Raw genomic sequence first — 13,939 nt, forward strand, 5'->3', positions numbered from 1 at the left:
AGTGACGTGCTCCCGGCGGGACCGCGTCGTTCAATGGGCGGGTGACCGGAAACGTGCCGCAGCCAGGGGAAACGCCCCGCAGTCAGGGCAACCCGTGGACCCTCTCCGACCCTGACGTCACCTGGTGGCGCAACGACGGCCGGGACGGTCCCGTCATGGACGGCCTGCCCGCCGTCGCCCACGCCGCCGGGGCCCGCGACCTGACCGGGCACCTGAACAACGAGCGGCTGGCCACCGTCGACGAGCTGATGATCATCGACGCGGAGCCGGTTGCGGAGAAGCCGGCGCAGGCGACGCCGCTGCCGGAGGTGACCGGGTCACCGGTGGTCGAGGCCCGGCTGGAACGGATGGAGAACTCGCCGTTCTGGCTCAGCGAGGAGGAACGCGCCGCGACCGAGGTCGCCGTGGTCGACCGGCCGCCCGGCCGGCGCCGTCGCCGGCCGGCCCACAACCCGCTGTCCGCGCTGCTCTCCCTGGTGCTGCTGAGCCTGGTGGCCGCGTTCTTCGGCTGGGTCAGCGCGGAGCCGTTCTGGCTGGCGGTGGGACACGGCGACACCGGGTACGCGACCACCACCCGCTGCCACGGCGACGGCCTGACCCAGCGCTGCACCGGGCGGTTCGCCACCGCCGACGGCGGCTTCACCGTCTCCCGGGTGACCCTGCTGGGCATCGCCGGCCCGGCCCGGCAGCCGGGCGCGATCTCCCCGGCCCGGATGGTGAGCCCGGGCAGCACCCAGGCCTACACCGCCCCGGCCGGCCCGCTAATGCACCTGCGCTGGGGGCTGGGCTTCCTGCTCGTGCTGATCTGCGGGTACGGCATCGCGGAGACGACCGGGGCACGCCGGCTGCCGACCAGGGCCCGGCGCACCGCGGTGATCGCCAGCTTCCTCGGGCCACTGCTGCTGCTGGGCGGGTTCCTCGTGGCCGCGTACTGACTCAGCTCTTGTCGTGGACCAGGGCGTAGACCTCGCGTCTGCGCAGACCGTACGCGTCGGCGACCTCCTGGATCGCGTCCCGCCGGGACGTCCCGGCCGCCTCCCGCCGGGCCACCTCGGCCCGCAGCTCGGCGTCGTCCGGCGCGGCCGCCGGCCCGGCCGGCGCACCCGCCACCACCAGGGTGATCTCGCCGCGCGGTGGATCCGCGGCAGCGCCCGCCGCCAGCGCGCCGAGGGTGTCCCGGCGGATCTCCTCGTACGTCTTGGTCAGCTCCCGGCAGATCGCGGCCGGCCGGTCGGCGCCGAAGATCGCCGTGAGGTCCTCCAGCGCGCCGGCGATCCGGTGCGGGGCCTCGAAGAAGACCAGGGTGCGCGGTTCGGCGGCGAGTTCACGCAGGCGGGAGCGCCGGTTCGAGCCGGAGCGGGGCAGGAAGCCCTCGAAGACGAACCGGTCGCTGGGCAGCCCGGAGAGGGCCAGCGCGGTGGTCACCGCGCTGGGGCCGGGCGCCGCGGTGACCGGGAAGCCGGCGTCGAGCGCGGCCCGGACCAGACGGAAGCCGGGATCGGAGACGCTCGGCATGCCGCCGTCGGTGACCACGGCGACCACGGCGCCCTCTTTCAAGGCCTCGACCAGTTCGGGCGTACGCCGCTCGTCGTTGCCCTCGAAGTAGGAGACCACCCGGCCGCCCACCGTGACGCCGAGGTCCTTGGCGAGCCGGCTCAGCCGCCGGGTGTCCTCCGCGGCGATCACGTCCGCCGAGGCCAGGACCTCACGGAGGCGGGCCGAGGCGTCGCCGGTGTTGCCCAGCGGGGCCCCCGCCAGGATCACCCGGCCGCCGGCTTCTTCTGCATCTGGCATCGCAAAAGTCCATCACATGGCAGGACGCGCCGACGGCGGGCATCGGTTCTCAGAGTCGCAGCCTACGATCGCGGGGTGACGACGGCGGCGACAGCTGAGACAGACACCACCACCGCGGACTCCCCCGCCGGGGCGGGGTCGCCGGGCGTGCGTGCCATCCCCCAGATCGTCCGGCGTCGCCTGTCGACGCTGGACCGGCGCTTCGACCCCTATTCCTGGCTGGTGACGCTGGCCATCACGGCGGCCGCCGGCATCCTGCGGTTCTCCGGCCTGGACCGGATCAAGGGCCACATCTTCGACGAGGTCTACTACCCCACCGACGCCTGGGACATGCTGCAGCACGGCGTGGAGTGGGACGAGAAGGTGGACGGCGCGGCCTATGTCGTGCACCCGCCGCTGGGCAAGTGGCTGATCGCGTTCGGCGAGCACTTCTTCGGCGACAACGAGTTCGGCTGGCGGTTCTCCACGGCGGTGGCCGGCACTCTGATGGTGCTGATCCTGATCCGGGTCGCTTACCGGATGTTCCACTCCATCGTGCTGGCCGGGACCGCCGGCCTGCTGATGACGCTGGACGGCTTCCAGCTGGTCCTGTCCCGCACGTCGCTGCTGGACATCTTCATCGGCCTGTTCATCCTGATGACGTTCGCCGCGATGGTGCTCGACCGGGACCATTACCGGCGCAGCTGGCAGCGCGCGCTGGAGAGGGGTTTCGACCCGGACGCCACCCCGCACATCCCGCGGATCGTGCCGTGGTGGCTGCTGGTCTCCGGGATCACCTTCGGCATGGCCTGCGGGGTCAAGTGGAGCGCGCTGTTCTTCGCCCCGTTCTTCGCCGGCCTGGTGCTGGTCTGGCGGGTGCAGGCGCGGCGTTCCGCCGGGGTCCGCGGGCCGATCGTCGCCGGCATCCTCGGCGACCTGGGCTGGCTGATCCTCAGCTTCGTGCTGACCGTCCTGGTCTACCTGGCGACCTGGACCGGCTGGTTCGTGACCGACGTCGGCTACTTCCGGCACTACCGGGCGGACAACGGGTGGAGCGAGCCGCCGGTCATCGGCCCGCTGCTCAACCTGATCCACTATCACCAGGAAGCGTTCAACTTCCACACCGGACTGACCCAGAAGCACACCTACCAGTCGTGGCCGTGGCAGTGGCTGCTGCTGGGCCGGCCGGTGGCGTTCTACTGGAGCTCGGCCGGCGGGTGCGGCACGGCCAGCTGCGCGGCCGAGATCCTGCTCCTGGGTACGCCGATCCTGTGGTGGGCGTTCATCCCCGCGACGTTCGTGGTGGCATGGTTCGGCATCGCCCGGCGCGACTGGCGGGCCTACGCGATCATCACCGGGGTGGTCGGCGGCCTGCTGCCGTGGTTCTACTTCGCGGTCAAGGACGGCCGGACCATGTTCTCGTTCTACGCGATGCCGGCGCTGCCGTTCCTCATCCTGGCGGTCGTCTACGCCCTCGGGGCGATCATGACGCCGCCGGACGGGATGGTGTCGGGGGCGGCGCGCTCGGACCGGCAGATCGTCGGCACCGTCGTGGCGGCGACCTTCGTCATCCTGGTTGCGCTGTGTTTCGCCTACTTCCACCCGATTTTTGTGGGCACGCTCATGCCGTACGACGACTGGTCGGTTCGCATGTGGCTGGGCGGCCGCTGGATCTGAGATCGGGCCCGCAAACGAAAGGGCGCGCCCCGATCGCCTGCCACGGGGGAAGCGGGCGATTGGGGCGCGCAGGAGAAGCTTAACGAGGCGGGATGGCGTGCACAACGGGTCACGGCGCGAGATTGTCGTGTCGCTGCCTCCATCCCAGCGATTCGGACATTATGCTCTTACCTCGCTTATAGGTTTTATCGTTTTGCGAGAATCGCTCGGTAAATGAGTCGGGAATGCGACAGCAAATTGCTGCCGATCAGGGCGTAACGTCTTTTGGTTTCCCCTCGCGCCGCAGCTCAGCGAAACGGTCTCCGGGAACCGGCGCACCTGTCCCCACCGGGTCGAACAGCCCAGCTCACCATTTCGTCCTATTTCAGGTGATCAGTCGGCTGTCCCCCTTGTGAGTGATGTGTGACAAGATCGCGATAAATGTTCTTAGGCTTCGCCGCGTGACTTCGCAGGAGCCAAAGAACTCGCACCACGTCGACCCCGCCGGTCCGACCGAGGTGATCGCCGTCCCGGCGCCCGCACCGGTGTTCGTGGACTCCACCGGACGACGCAGCCGATTCCTCCGGCGCCTCGCGTTGGCCTTCGGTGTCGTCCTCCTCGGGTACGGCGCGCTGATCAGCGTCAGCCTGGCCGGCGGTCCGGTGAGCATGAGCGCCGTACTGCCGCTGCCCGGCATCGAGGACGACCGCGACGAGAAGAAACCTCAGCCCGCGCCCAAGACCACACCCACCCCCGACCCGGCGCCGAGCACCACCCCGGCCCGCCGGATCGTGGAGTCGGCGAACCGCGGCGAATCCGTGCCGCGCCGGCCGGTCACCACCGCGACCTCCCGCAAGGCGCCCGCCACACCGTCGAGGTCGGCCAGTCCGACGCCGTCGAAGTCGACGTCGTCCACCCCGGTGGTCACCAAGCCGGTCGAGTCCGGCACCGTCAGCCAGCCGCCCAAGCCGAACCCCGGCACCAGCACCACCACCACGCCGCCACCCGGCCCGGTCCCGCCCCCGGCGGGAACCAACGACGGCGGCACCGGCGGCGGCGGACCGGTGGCCCCGGTCCCGCCGCCCGTCACCGACAAGCCCGTGGCCGACAAGCCCGTCGCCGACAAGCCCGTCGCCGACAAGCCCGTCGCGGAGGAGAAGCCCACGACCAGCGGCGGATCGGGCGGAGGCGGGCCGGCGCCGGAGAGCACCGCGCGGCCCGAGCCGGCGGTGACCACCCCGCCGGCCCCGGCCCCCTCCCCGGAGGTGGCGGAACCCGCCGGCAGCGCCGCCCCGCCGACCCGGGCGGCGCCGTGACGGCCGCCCCCGCGCCGACGCCCGGCCGCCGGGCCCGCGGCCGCAGCCGGCGGCGGCTCCTGCCCCGCCCGCGCGTGCTCCTCGGCTCGCTGCTGGTCCTCTCGTTCGTCGCGGTCCTGGTCGTGCAGGCGTACATCAACGCCGAGTTCACCAACGACCACGTGCAGACCGAGGTCGGCGACCAGGCCGGGGTGCCCGCCCAGATCCTCAAGGGCGGCCCGATCATCAACACCACCGGCGGCCAGGAGAGCACCACCCGGCTGCCGGCCAAGACGATCGCGCTCACCTTCGACGACGGCCCGGACCCGGAGTGGACCCCCAAGGTGCTCGAGGTGCTGCGCAAACACGACGCCCGCGGCACGTTCTTCGTGGTCGGGTCGCAGGTGGCCCGCAACCCGGAGGTGGCCGGCCGGATCGTCGAGGGCGGCAACGAGCTCGGGCTGCACACCTTCACGCACCCGAACATGCAGCGGCTGGCGCCGTGGCGGCGGGCGCTGGAGCTGTCCCAGACGCAGATGGCGATCGCGAAGGCGACCGGCGTGCGCACCAACCTGGCCCGGTTCCCCTACTCGTCGAAGAACGCCGCGATCGACGAGGAGAACTGGAAGCTGGTCAAGGAGGCCGGCGCGCTCGGCTACCTGGTCGTCGTCAACGACACCGACAGCGAGGACTGGAAGCGCCCCGGCGTCGACCGGATCGTCGCGAGCGCGACCCCACCCGGTGGCCAGTCCGCGGTGATGCTGTTCCACGACGCCGGCGGCGACCGTTCGCAGACCGTCGCGGCGCTGGACGAGTTCATCCCGAAGATGAAGGCCCAGGGCTACCGGTTCACCACGATCACCGAGGGCCTGAACCTGAGCATCGCCGAACAGGCCGCGCGGGCCGGCAGCGACCGGCTGGAGAGCACCGAGGCGCTCACCCCGCTGCCGCTGAACCCGGCGGCGCCGGCGCACGACGAGTGGCGGGGCCTCGCGCTGATCTGGACCGTGGACCTGGCCGACGGGATGGTCACGGTGATCGCCGGGCTGTTCCTGGTGGTCGGGACGCTGACGATCGGCCGTACCCTGATGCTCCTCCTGCTCGCCACCCGGCACGCCCGGCAGCGCCGCAAGCCCGGCTGGAGCTGGGGCCCGCCGGTCACCGAGCCGGTGTCGGTGATCGTGCCCGCCTACAACGAGAAGGAGGGCATCGAGGCCGCCGTCCGGTCGCTGGCCTGCGGCGACCACACCGAGATCGAGGTGGTGGTGGTCGACGACGGCTCCACAGACGGCACGGCCGACATCGTCGACCGGATGCGGATGCCGAACGTACGGGTGGTCCGGGTCCCCAACGGCGGCAAGCCGAACGCCCTCAACACCGGTGTCGCGATGGCCCGGCACGACCTGATCGTCATGGTCGACGGCGACACCATCTTCGAGCCGGAGGCGCTGCGGCTGCTGGTCCAGCCGTTCGCCGACCCGGAGGTCGGGGCGGTCGCCGGCAACGTCAAGGTCGGCAACCGGGAGACCACCGTCGCACTGTGGCAGCACATCGAGTACGTGATCGGCTTCAACCTGGACCGCCGCCTCTACGAGGTGATGAACTGCATGCCGACCGTGCCCGGCGCGATCGGCGCGTTCCGGCGCAAGGCTCTCGCCCAGGTCGGCGGGGTCAGCGACGAGACGCTCGCCGAGGACACCGACGTCACGATGGCGATGTGCCGGGCCGGATGGCGGGTCGTCTACGAGGAGAACGCGCGCGCCTGGACCGAGGCGCCGGCCACCCTGGAGCAGCTGTACCGGCAGCGGTACCGGTGGAGCTACGGGACCATGCAGGCGATGTGGAAGCACCGGAAGTCGCTGTGGGACTCCGGGCCCTCGGGACGTTTCGGGCGGGTCGGGCTGCCGTTCCTGGCCCTGTTCGGGGTGGCGCTGCCGATGCTCGCCCCGGTCGTCGACATCATGCTCGTCTACGGCCTGGTCTTCTGGGAGCTGGGCGAGACGGTCACTGCCTGGCTCGGCATGCTGGCGCTGCAACTGTTCACCGCGGCCGTCGCGTTCCGGCTGGACCGGGAGTCGTACAAGCCGCTGCTGCGGTTGCCCTTGCAGCAGTTCGCCTACCGGCAGCTGATGTACCTGGTGCTGCTGCAGTCGGCGACCACCGCCCTGACCGGCGGCCGGCTGCGCTGGCACAAACTCAACCGGGCCGGCCTGACACCCCGGTCACCGTCCCCGGCGCCGCCGCCACCCGGGCCCGCCGTGGCCCCGCTGGTCGACACCTGGCCACCGGCGCTGGACGACCGGCCGCCGGCGCCGCACGGCATCGGCCGGGCCGTCGCGCCGCCGGTCGTGCCCACCCAGCAGACGCACCAGGACCTCCACGAGAGGTTGTGAGACGGACCCGCCCTCGATCGAACTGCAGCCGATCGAGGGCGGGTTTCCCGTTGTCAGGCGACGGCCAGATCCCGGATCAGCTCGGCCGGGGTCAGTTCGGCGTACGGGAAGACCACGTGCAGCGAGGTCCCGTCACCGGGCCGGTCGGAGAGCGCCACCGTGGCGTGGTGCGCGTCCAGGATCCGCTTGGCCACGGCCAGTCCCCGGTCCGGGCCGGGCACGTCGGCCGGATTGGCGATGGCGCCGTAGTACAGGTGCGGGAACAGGTCGGGCCGTATGCCGTCGGGCAGGTCCATGTCGTCCAGCCGTACCGTCGGCCCGGACTCCATCTCCGTGCCGACCCGCACCCGGCCGCCCTCCGGGGTGTACTTCACCGCCGCGAACAGCAGGTGCGTCAGCACCTGTTCGAGGCGCACCGGGTCGGCGATGATCGGCAGCGACGGCCCGCCGGCCTGGTTCAGGATCCAGATGTGCTTGCTGGCAGCGATCGGCCGGACCGCCTCCACCGCCCGCTGGGTGACCCGGGTCAGGTCGCACTGGCGCATGTGCAGGCTGTCCCCGCCGAGCCCGGCGTCGGCCATCGTGGTCAGGTGGTCGATCAGCTCCCGGAAGCCGCGCACGTGCGCCGCGGTGGCCCGGGCGACCAGGTCGGCCATCTCCACGTCGTGGTAACCGGTGTCGCCGAGCCGGTCCAGGTACGCCGACATGAGCCGCAGCGACGACCGCAGCTCCCCGCCGACCAGCCCGGCCAGGTCGTCCTTGCGGCGTTCCAGCTCCTGCAGCCGGGCCGTGGTGTTGGCCAGTGCGAAGGCGTACCGCCGCAGTTCCAGCTGGGCGGTGACCTGGCGGGCCAGCGCGCGCAGCGCCTGCTGCTGCTCCACGTCCAGCCGCCGGGGCACGGTGTCCATCACGCAGAGCGTGCCGAGGGCGAACCCGTCGGTGGTCATCAGCGGCGCGCCCGCGTAGAACCGGATGCCGTTCTCCGCTGTCACCGACGGATTGTCGGCGAACCTGCCGTCCTCCCGGGCGTCCGGCACCACCAGCAGGTCCCGGCCGAGGATGGCGTGGGCGCAGAACGAGACGTCCCGTGCCGTCTCGGCCACCTCCGACCCGGTCCGGGCCTTGGCCCACTGACGGTCCGCGTCGACCAGGCTGACCGAGGCGATCGGCGCCTCGCAGACACCGGCGGCCAGCGCGACGATGTCGTCGAAGTCCTTCTCCGGTGGACTGTCCAGGATGTCGAGCGAGTACAGCGCGGCCAACCGCTCGATCTCGTTGTCGGGCAGTGGAGCTTTCATGGGGCGTCACCTCCGAGACTTGCTTCAGAGGTACCACTCAAAAGTAGCAATTCTCGCATTTCCCCCAGATCCGGTGGCCGGGGAAGGGCCGCTGACAAGCCGTTATGCTTCCCGCCCATGAGCACCGAGCAGTTCGCCTGCGGCACGTGCGGCGCCATCCACGACGGCCCGCCGCTCAGCTTCGCCGCCCCGGCCCCGGACTACTGGCTGCCGGAGATGGCGAACCGGGAGGACTGCCTGCTCGACGCCGACCTGTGCGTGATCGGCGGCGAACAGTTCTTCATCCGCGGCATGATCGAACTGCCGGTCTGGGACACCGGCGACGTCTTCACGTACAGCATGTGGGTGTCCCTGAGCCGCGCCAACTTCACCCGCGCCGTCGACGTCTGGGAACACCCGGGCCGGGAGTCCGAGCCGCCCTACTTCGGGTGGCTCTCCAACGTCATCGCCGGTTACGAGCCCTCCACCCTGAACCTGCGAACCAACGTGCACACCCGCCCGGTCGGCCGCCTCCCGTACATCGAGCTGGAGCCCACCGGCCATCCCCTCGCGGTCGAGCAGCTCGCCGGCGTCACCCGGGCGCGGGTGGAGGAGATCGCCTCCTTCCACCTGCACCGCTAGGCGCCTACCACTCGTCCTCGTCGTACGGATAGCCCTCGTCGGAGTCGCTCCCCTGGTCCTCGCCGGGGTCGCCCTCGACCGGAACCCACTCCTGCCCGTCGCCCTCGGTGCCACCGGTTCCCGAACCGTTCCCCTTACCGGTCCCGGACAGCGCCTCCTTGGCCGCTTCCCGCAGCCGCTCCTCGAGATAGTCCGAAGCCCAGTCGCCGGCGTCGTCCCGGACCCGCTGCGCCGTCTTCGAGCCGTCCTCCCAGGCGTCGTCCGCGGCCTGCAGAACGCTGTCCCGCACCTTCTGCGAGCCGTCCTCGACGTACTTCACGGCGTCATCCACCGGCGCCGCCGCAGCCGCAGCCGCCGCGGTGGCAGCCGCTGCAGCCGCCGCAGCCGCCGGCCCGGACAGCGGCGATCCCCCGCCCCCGGTCCCCCCGAGAACGGTGTCCCGGGCGTTCTTCAGCTCCCGCGAGATGTCCCCACCGGCCTTCTCACCGGCTTCGACCACATCCCCGACACCGGGCAGCTTGCAACATTCCGCCGCCACCGCCGGCCCCGCGCCGATCATCGCCCCGGTCACCAGCCCGATCCCCAGCCCAAGCGCGCGCGTCATTCTCCGGCTCATCGCTCCCCCTCGACTCGGCGTTCCTCGGGACAGCCGACCACCGCCGACCAGCAACGAGCCGAAGTTCCACCACCCACGAGCCGATCATCGGCGCCATCGAGCCGGACAGCCCGAAAACCGGGAATCAACCCCGCAAACCCCATTCCCGGGGTACGCGGCCGGCCGTCCCCGACCGCACACCCTCCGGGCGCCCGCCCCGGCTCTCGTGGGGCGTCAACGCCGAGTCAGGGACTGGTCGTCACCGATGGCGCGACGCCGGTGAGCATCGCGCCGATCCCGCCCATCGCGAAGATCGCCACTGCCGGGAGGACACACACGTACCCGAGGATCAGCCCGGACACCGCCAGGCCCCGCCCGCCCTTGACCCCGGTCCGCGTCTCGGACATGCCGATGTGCCCAGCGATGATCGCGAGAATGCACGGGATCCCGACCAGGCACCATCCACCCAGGATCCCGAGGATCCCCAGCACGAGCGACGCCGTCGCCCACCCTGACGTGGGCACCGCCTGAATGATCACCGGCTGCGGGTAGGCATACACCGGAGGCGGCGGAGACACCTGCCGGTAGTGCCCGTGGTACTGCGGCGGGTACGGCTGCTGCGGGTTCTGGTGGTACTGCTGCCCATACGGGTCGTAGCTCATCGTCATCCTTCACGATCGTCAGGAAAGCGTCATACCGCACCGCTTCTCCCCGCGCGATCCCGTACGGATGTTCGTCCCACTGATCCACCCGAAAAGCCGATGCCTGTGCTCCTAATCAACCGGCGTCGTACAGCATGAGGGAACTGCGAGCCGGAGCGCTCACCCACGCCGCCCGCAGCGCCGGGTGCTGAGGCTGATACCGGCCCTTCTCAGCACCCACGTCGACGGCGAACTCCCGGGTGAAGCTGAGACTGGACAACCGGTCGTTCCAGCCGTACCGGCCCCACTGCACCATGAAACCGTCGGCGTTGTGCTCCAGCGGCTCCAGGCCGTCGACCGGCAACGCCAGGAACTCGGTGAACGCCTGCCATGCCGCCGCGACGTCGTGCACACAGTCGGGGTCCACGCCACGCCGGCGGAGCAACCCGGCCAGCATCTGCGCCGCGTCACGCCACACGAGTCCCACAGCGGGCAACGCTACCGAACCCGGACCGCGCCACGGCATTCCCGGCTGCGGGCCCAACGAATAACGGCCAGCGTTTCCGCTGGCCGTCGTAAATAAGGGTGGAGCTGTGGGGATTTGAACCCCAGACCCCCTCGATGCGAACGGGGATTCCAGGGATTTTTATCGATGTACCTGATCCTGATTCTGCCGCTAAAGTGCAGTTCAGGGCATCGAACGTCATGTTGACCAGTGATGGCTGATACCGGCCGGTAGCGCTCAGTCCACGGTCAAACGACGGTCAAACGATCTTGATCGGGTACGGGGTGATCGCGATGGGGTTCTCACGGAAGCGAACCGGCCGCGACGGCAAAGCGCGGTACACCGCCTACTACTTGGACATCCGGGGCATCGAGCGCTCGGCCGGAACCTTCCCCAATAAGAAGGAGTCCGACAAGGCCTGGCAGCGAGCCGAGACGAAGGTCGCCGAGGGCCGCGCCGGTGATCCTCGACGTGGGCGGCAGACCTTCGCGACGTACGTGGCCGACGAGTGGCTGCCCAACCACATGATCGAGCTGCGCACCCGCGAGAACTACACCTACTACCTGGACAAGGTCATCGTCCCTCACTTCGGGCCGATGAAGATGGTGGAGATCCTCCCGTCGCACGTCCGCGAGTGGATCGCCGATCTGGTCATCCAGGGCGTAAAGCCGCCGACCATCCGCTACTGCATGACCATCCTCAGCGCCATCTTCACGACCGCCCTGAACGACCAGGTCACCTTCCTCCACCCGTGCAAGGGCGTCCGCACGCCGGCCATCCCGAAGAAGATCCGCGAGATCGTCACCCCGGAACAGTTCGACACCCTGTACGCGGTCCTGCCGGAGAACGAGTTCCGGCTCCTGATCGAGACCGACATCGAGACCGGCCTCCGCTGGGGCGAACTCACCGAGTTGCGCCCCAAAGACATCAACTTCGCCAGCCGTACGCTCGTCGTGAGCCGAGTCGCCGTCGAGTTGAGCAAGCGGTTCCATCCCTCAAATGACCGCTTCCTGGTGAAGGAGTATCCGAAGGACGAGGAGCACCGGCGTTTGAAGCTGAGTCCTCAGATGTCCACCAAGCTCCAGGCTCATGTGACCGAGAACGGCCTCCGCCCGGATGATCTCCTGTTCGCCATCCGTGATCCGGAGAACGTGTCGGCCCCGCGGCTGCGCGCCGTCCCCGACCCCGACTCCCTTGGCCTCACCGACCCGAACGAGCAGGGCCGCCAGTATCGGCACGGCACCCTGAGCGCCTACACCGCCGGAAAGTGCCGCTGCCAGCACTGCAAAGACGCCTTCTCCATCTACCGCGCCCAGCGCCGCGCCAACGGCAAGGACTCCCCGCGAGGCAAACGCGGCCTGACCACCGACGGCCACATCCCGCGCTCCTGGTTCCGCACCGCCATCTGGTACCCCGCCCTGGAGAAGGCCCAGATCGGCAAGGTCCGCATCCACGACCTCCGCCACGCCCACGCCTCATGGCTCCTGGCCGGCGGCGCCGACCTCCAGGTAGTGAAGGAGCGCCTCGGCCACGCCAACATCTCCACCACCCAGAAGTACCTCCACACCCTCCCCGAAGCCGACGACGCCGCCGTGGACGCCTTCGCTCGGATCCGCAACCGCTAAGCTCGAATCGCGAATCTTGCAGTATTCAGCCCAAACCGACCGGGCAAACCACGCACCGCAACAACTCACCTGGCAAGACTTCCAATCGTTGCATCGCTCCGCGACTATGAACGTGTGTCCAAGCGGAAAATCGCAACGATCGCCGGCCCTATTCTGATCTTGATTGCTTCAGCGGCTTTCTCGATCATGCTCCGCAGCCAAGACAAGACGACTTCAGCAACTTGGGTTGCCGTCGCTGGCCTCATAGTCGCCACTCTTGCCCTCATCGTGACGTGGTTGACCTGGGTTAACCCCCAACCCCCGGTCCGAACGCCTACTGCGACTACAACCCCTGCTAGTACGGTGATCAAAGTGAAAGGCAACGGATCAATCGGATCCGCTCAAAACAGCTTCATCATCACGGGCGAAACGGGCGCAACCGACGAAAGTGCCCGCTCGTGACAGGTAGAGACAATTCGACTCAGCGGCCGAACAAGATAAAGGTAGAAGGCGACGGCAGTATCGGAAATGCGCAGGGCTCTTTTATCAATCAGGGCATTTTCACCGTATGGAACACTCCGGAGGGATCACCCGCCGACAACTCCAGCAGTGAAGACGACGAGAGCGACACGCCGCCAACCCCTTTGCCCGACATCAAAAAGATCTTCGCAGGCATAGCCATTGTCATCGCGGGCCTTTGCTTTCTAGTGAATATCATCCCAGAAGCCAAACCTTCGCTACCCGAAGAGAACGGTGTCAGGCCAGCGGGATCGAACGATGCAGCAGTGCTTCAAGCTACAATATCAACTCTCAAGAATTGCGCTAAATCGGTCGTCCTCGAGCCCGTCAATTGCCCGCAGCGTGTGAGCGACTGGAGCGGTGGCGCGGACGACGTAAAATGGAACATACACGGAAATCCGAGTGAAGGCGCGATCGTCAGATACAACGGCGAAGAAGGCCGTTTCCACGTACTCGGCACCGCGCCGATGTCGGCCACCTACCGAACAGCTTCAGGACCACAGATATCCCTGACAGTAATCGACTATTGGGCTAGGGTCGAATGGGTAAACGGTAAAGCTGTAGTCGCCGAGCTCGGCAACTACGACGAATCACCGAAGCCGGACACGCTGAAAACGGAGCCATCGATCGACCCAAACGAGCTTCGCTACCTAGTGGGAACTACGTTCAAGAAGTGCGCTGCTGCCAAGCGTTCCCCGCTGCCGCCAGAATGCCCGCCGGGAAGTGCCGCAACACCGTCCGATAAAGCGAGTTGGACACTTCATGGCGATCCAACACTGAACTCCGAAGACACTTTCGATAAGACTACCGGCCTATTTCATGTAGTCGGCGACTACTCGATGACGCTCGTCTACGACGTATTTCTCCTCGGATCGACTACCGAAAAGCACAGGGGAAGGTATGACGCCGTAATTTCTGTCGACGATGGAAAGCCACGCCTGCTGCTCATCACCGAAAAGGACTGAAATACGTCTCGAGGCTACGGCGCCAGAAGCGAACAGAGACATTGCTGGTAGCCACGCCAAAGGGAAAATAGCAG

At 68.7% G+C, this 13,939-nt stretch carries 13 protein-coding genes; 8 read left to right on the forward strand and 5 right to left on the reverse strand.

Features of this window, described 5'->3' with window-relative positions:
• Positions 1-41 precede the first annotated feature (41 nt).
• The gene (locus ACZ3II_RS02535) at positions 42-935 is read left to right on the forward strand and encodes a hypothetical protein (RefSeq protein ID WP_465515847.1); all 894 of its coding nucleotides are present in this window, start codon (positions 42-44) and stop codon (positions 933-935) included.
• A gap of 1 nt (position 936) precedes the next feature.
• Here ACZ3II_RS02535 and rsmI read toward each other — a convergent pair whose 3' ends face one another.
• The gene (rsmI, locus tag ACZ3II_RS02540; RefSeq protein ID WP_465515848.1) at positions 937-1,794 is read right to left on the reverse strand and encodes a 16S rRNA (cytidine(1402)-2'-O)-methyltransferase; all 858 of its coding nucleotides are present in this window, start codon (positions 1,792-1,794) and stop codon (positions 937-939) included.
• A gap of 75 nt (positions 1,795-1,869) precedes the next feature.
• On the opposite strand from rsmI, the gene ACZ3II_RS02545 reads away from it, so the two are divergent.
• The 3 genes from ACZ3II_RS02545 to ACZ3II_RS02555 all read left to right on the forward strand — a co-directional run bounded on the left by ACZ3II_RS02545 (position 1,870) and on the right by ACZ3II_RS02555 (position 7,117).
• Positions 1,870-3,450: a dolichyl-phosphate-mannose--protein mannosyltransferase gene (locus tag ACZ3II_RS02545; protein WP_465515849.1), complete on the forward strand. Its 1,581-nt coding sequence runs from the start codon at positions 1,870-1,872 to the stop codon at positions 3,448-3,450.
• 440 nt (positions 3,451-3,890) lie between these two features.
• Positions 3,891-4,745, forward strand: coding sequence for a hypothetical protein (locus ACZ3II_RS02550; RefSeq protein WP_465515850.1), 855 nt, complete (start codon positions 3,891-3,893; stop codon positions 4,743-4,745).
• Positions 4,742-7,117 (forward strand): bifunctional polysaccharide deacetylase/glycosyltransferase family 2 protein, encoded by a 2,376-nt coding sequence (locus ACZ3II_RS02555; RefSeq protein WP_465515851.1) that lies wholly within the window; start codon positions 4,742-4,744, stop codon positions 7,115-7,117. The genes ACZ3II_RS02550 and ACZ3II_RS02555 overlap by 4 nt, the downstream gene beginning before the upstream one ends.
• A 53-nt stretch (positions 7,118-7,170) precedes the next feature.
• Here ACZ3II_RS02555 and ACZ3II_RS02560 read toward each other — a convergent pair whose 3' ends face one another.
• Positions 7,171-8,415, reverse strand: coding sequence for a GAF domain-containing sensor histidine kinase (locus ACZ3II_RS02560; RefSeq protein ID WP_465515852.1), 1,245 nt, complete (start codon positions 8,413-8,415; stop codon positions 7,171-7,173).
• A 117-nt stretch (positions 8,416-8,532) separates the two neighbouring features.
• Here ACZ3II_RS02560 and ACZ3II_RS02565 point away from each other — a divergent pair, with 117 nt between their 5' ends.
• Positions 8,533-9,036 carry a DUF2199 domain-containing protein gene (locus tag ACZ3II_RS02565; protein ID WP_465515853.1) on the forward strand — a complete coding sequence of 168 codons (504 nt, stop codon included), beginning with the start codon at positions 8,533-8,535 and terminating at the stop codon, positions 9,034-9,036.
• 4 nt (positions 9,037-9,040) lie between these two features.
• Here ACZ3II_RS02565 and ACZ3II_RS02570 read toward each other — a convergent pair whose 3' ends face one another.
• From ACZ3II_RS02570 to ACZ3II_RS02580, 3 genes are all read right to left on the reverse strand, one after another.
• The gene (locus ACZ3II_RS02570; protein ID WP_465515854.1) at positions 9,041-9,640 is read right to left on the reverse strand and encodes a hypothetical protein; all 600 of its coding nucleotides are present in this window, start codon (positions 9,638-9,640) and stop codon (positions 9,041-9,043) included.
• 236 nt (positions 9,641-9,876) lie between these two features.
• Positions 9,877-10,293 carry a DUF4190 domain-containing protein gene (locus ACZ3II_RS02575; protein WP_465515855.1) on the reverse strand — a complete coding sequence of 139 codons (417 nt, stop codon included), beginning with the start codon at positions 10,291-10,293 and terminating at the stop codon, positions 9,877-9,879.
• 115 nt (positions 10,294-10,408) lie between these two features.
• A complete protein-coding gene (locus tag ACZ3II_RS02580; RefSeq protein ID WP_465515856.1) occupies positions 10,409-10,759 on the reverse strand; it encodes a hypothetical protein in 351 nt (116 codons plus the stop codon).
• Between the two features lie 311 nt (positions 10,760-11,070).
• On the opposite strand from ACZ3II_RS02580, the gene ACZ3II_RS02585 reads away from it, so the two are divergent.
• The 3 genes from ACZ3II_RS02585 (at position 11,071) to ACZ3II_RS02595 (ending at position 13,865) form a co-directional block, all read left to right on the forward strand.
• Entirely contained in the window at positions 11,071-12,402 is a 1,332-nt protein-coding gene (locus ACZ3II_RS02585; protein WP_465515857.1) for a tyrosine-type recombinase/integrase, read from the forward strand.
• A 114-nt stretch (positions 12,403-12,516) separates the two neighbouring features.
• Positions 12,517-12,843: a hypothetical protein gene (locus ACZ3II_RS02590; protein WP_465515858.1), complete on the forward strand. Its 327-nt coding sequence runs from the start codon at positions 12,517-12,519 to the stop codon at positions 12,841-12,843.
• Positions 12,840-13,865 (forward strand): hypothetical protein, encoded by a 1,026-nt coding sequence (locus ACZ3II_RS02595; RefSeq protein WP_465515859.1) that lies wholly within the window; start codon positions 12,840-12,842, stop codon positions 13,863-13,865. The genes ACZ3II_RS02590 and ACZ3II_RS02595 overlap by 4 nt, the downstream gene beginning before the upstream one ends.
• Positions 13,866-13,939 lie beyond the last annotated feature (74 nt).

Source organism: Actinoplanes sp. NPDC019969, assembly GCF_055562375.1.

What these genes read in the sequence shown, in the direction of transcription:
- rsmI (WP_465515848.1), bottom strand. Translation starts at nt 1,794, where the DNA reads ATGCCAGATGCAGAAGAAGCCGGCGGCCGGGTGATCCTGGCGGGGGCC.
- ACZ3II_RS02560 (WP_465515852.1), bottom strand. Translation starts at nt 8,415, where the DNA reads ATGAAAGCTCCACTGCCCGACAACGAGATCGAGCGGTTGGCCGCGCTG.
- ACZ3II_RS02565 (WP_465515853.1), top strand. Translation starts at nt 8,533, where the DNA reads ATGAGCACCGAGCAGTTCGCCTGCGGCACGTGCGGCGCCATCCACGAC.
- ACZ3II_RS02570 (WP_465515854.1), bottom strand. Translation starts at nt 9,640, where the DNA reads ATGACGCGCGCGCTTGGGCTGGGGATCGGGCTGGTGACCGGGGCGATG.
- ACZ3II_RS02575 (WP_465515855.1), bottom strand. Translation starts at nt 10,293, where the DNA reads ATGAGCTACGACCCGTATGGGCAGCAGTACCACCAGAACCCGCAGCAG.
- ACZ3II_RS02585 (WP_465515857.1), top strand. Translation starts at nt 11,071, where the DNA reads ATGGGGTTCTCACGGAAGCGAACCGGCCGCGACGGCAAAGCGCGGTAC.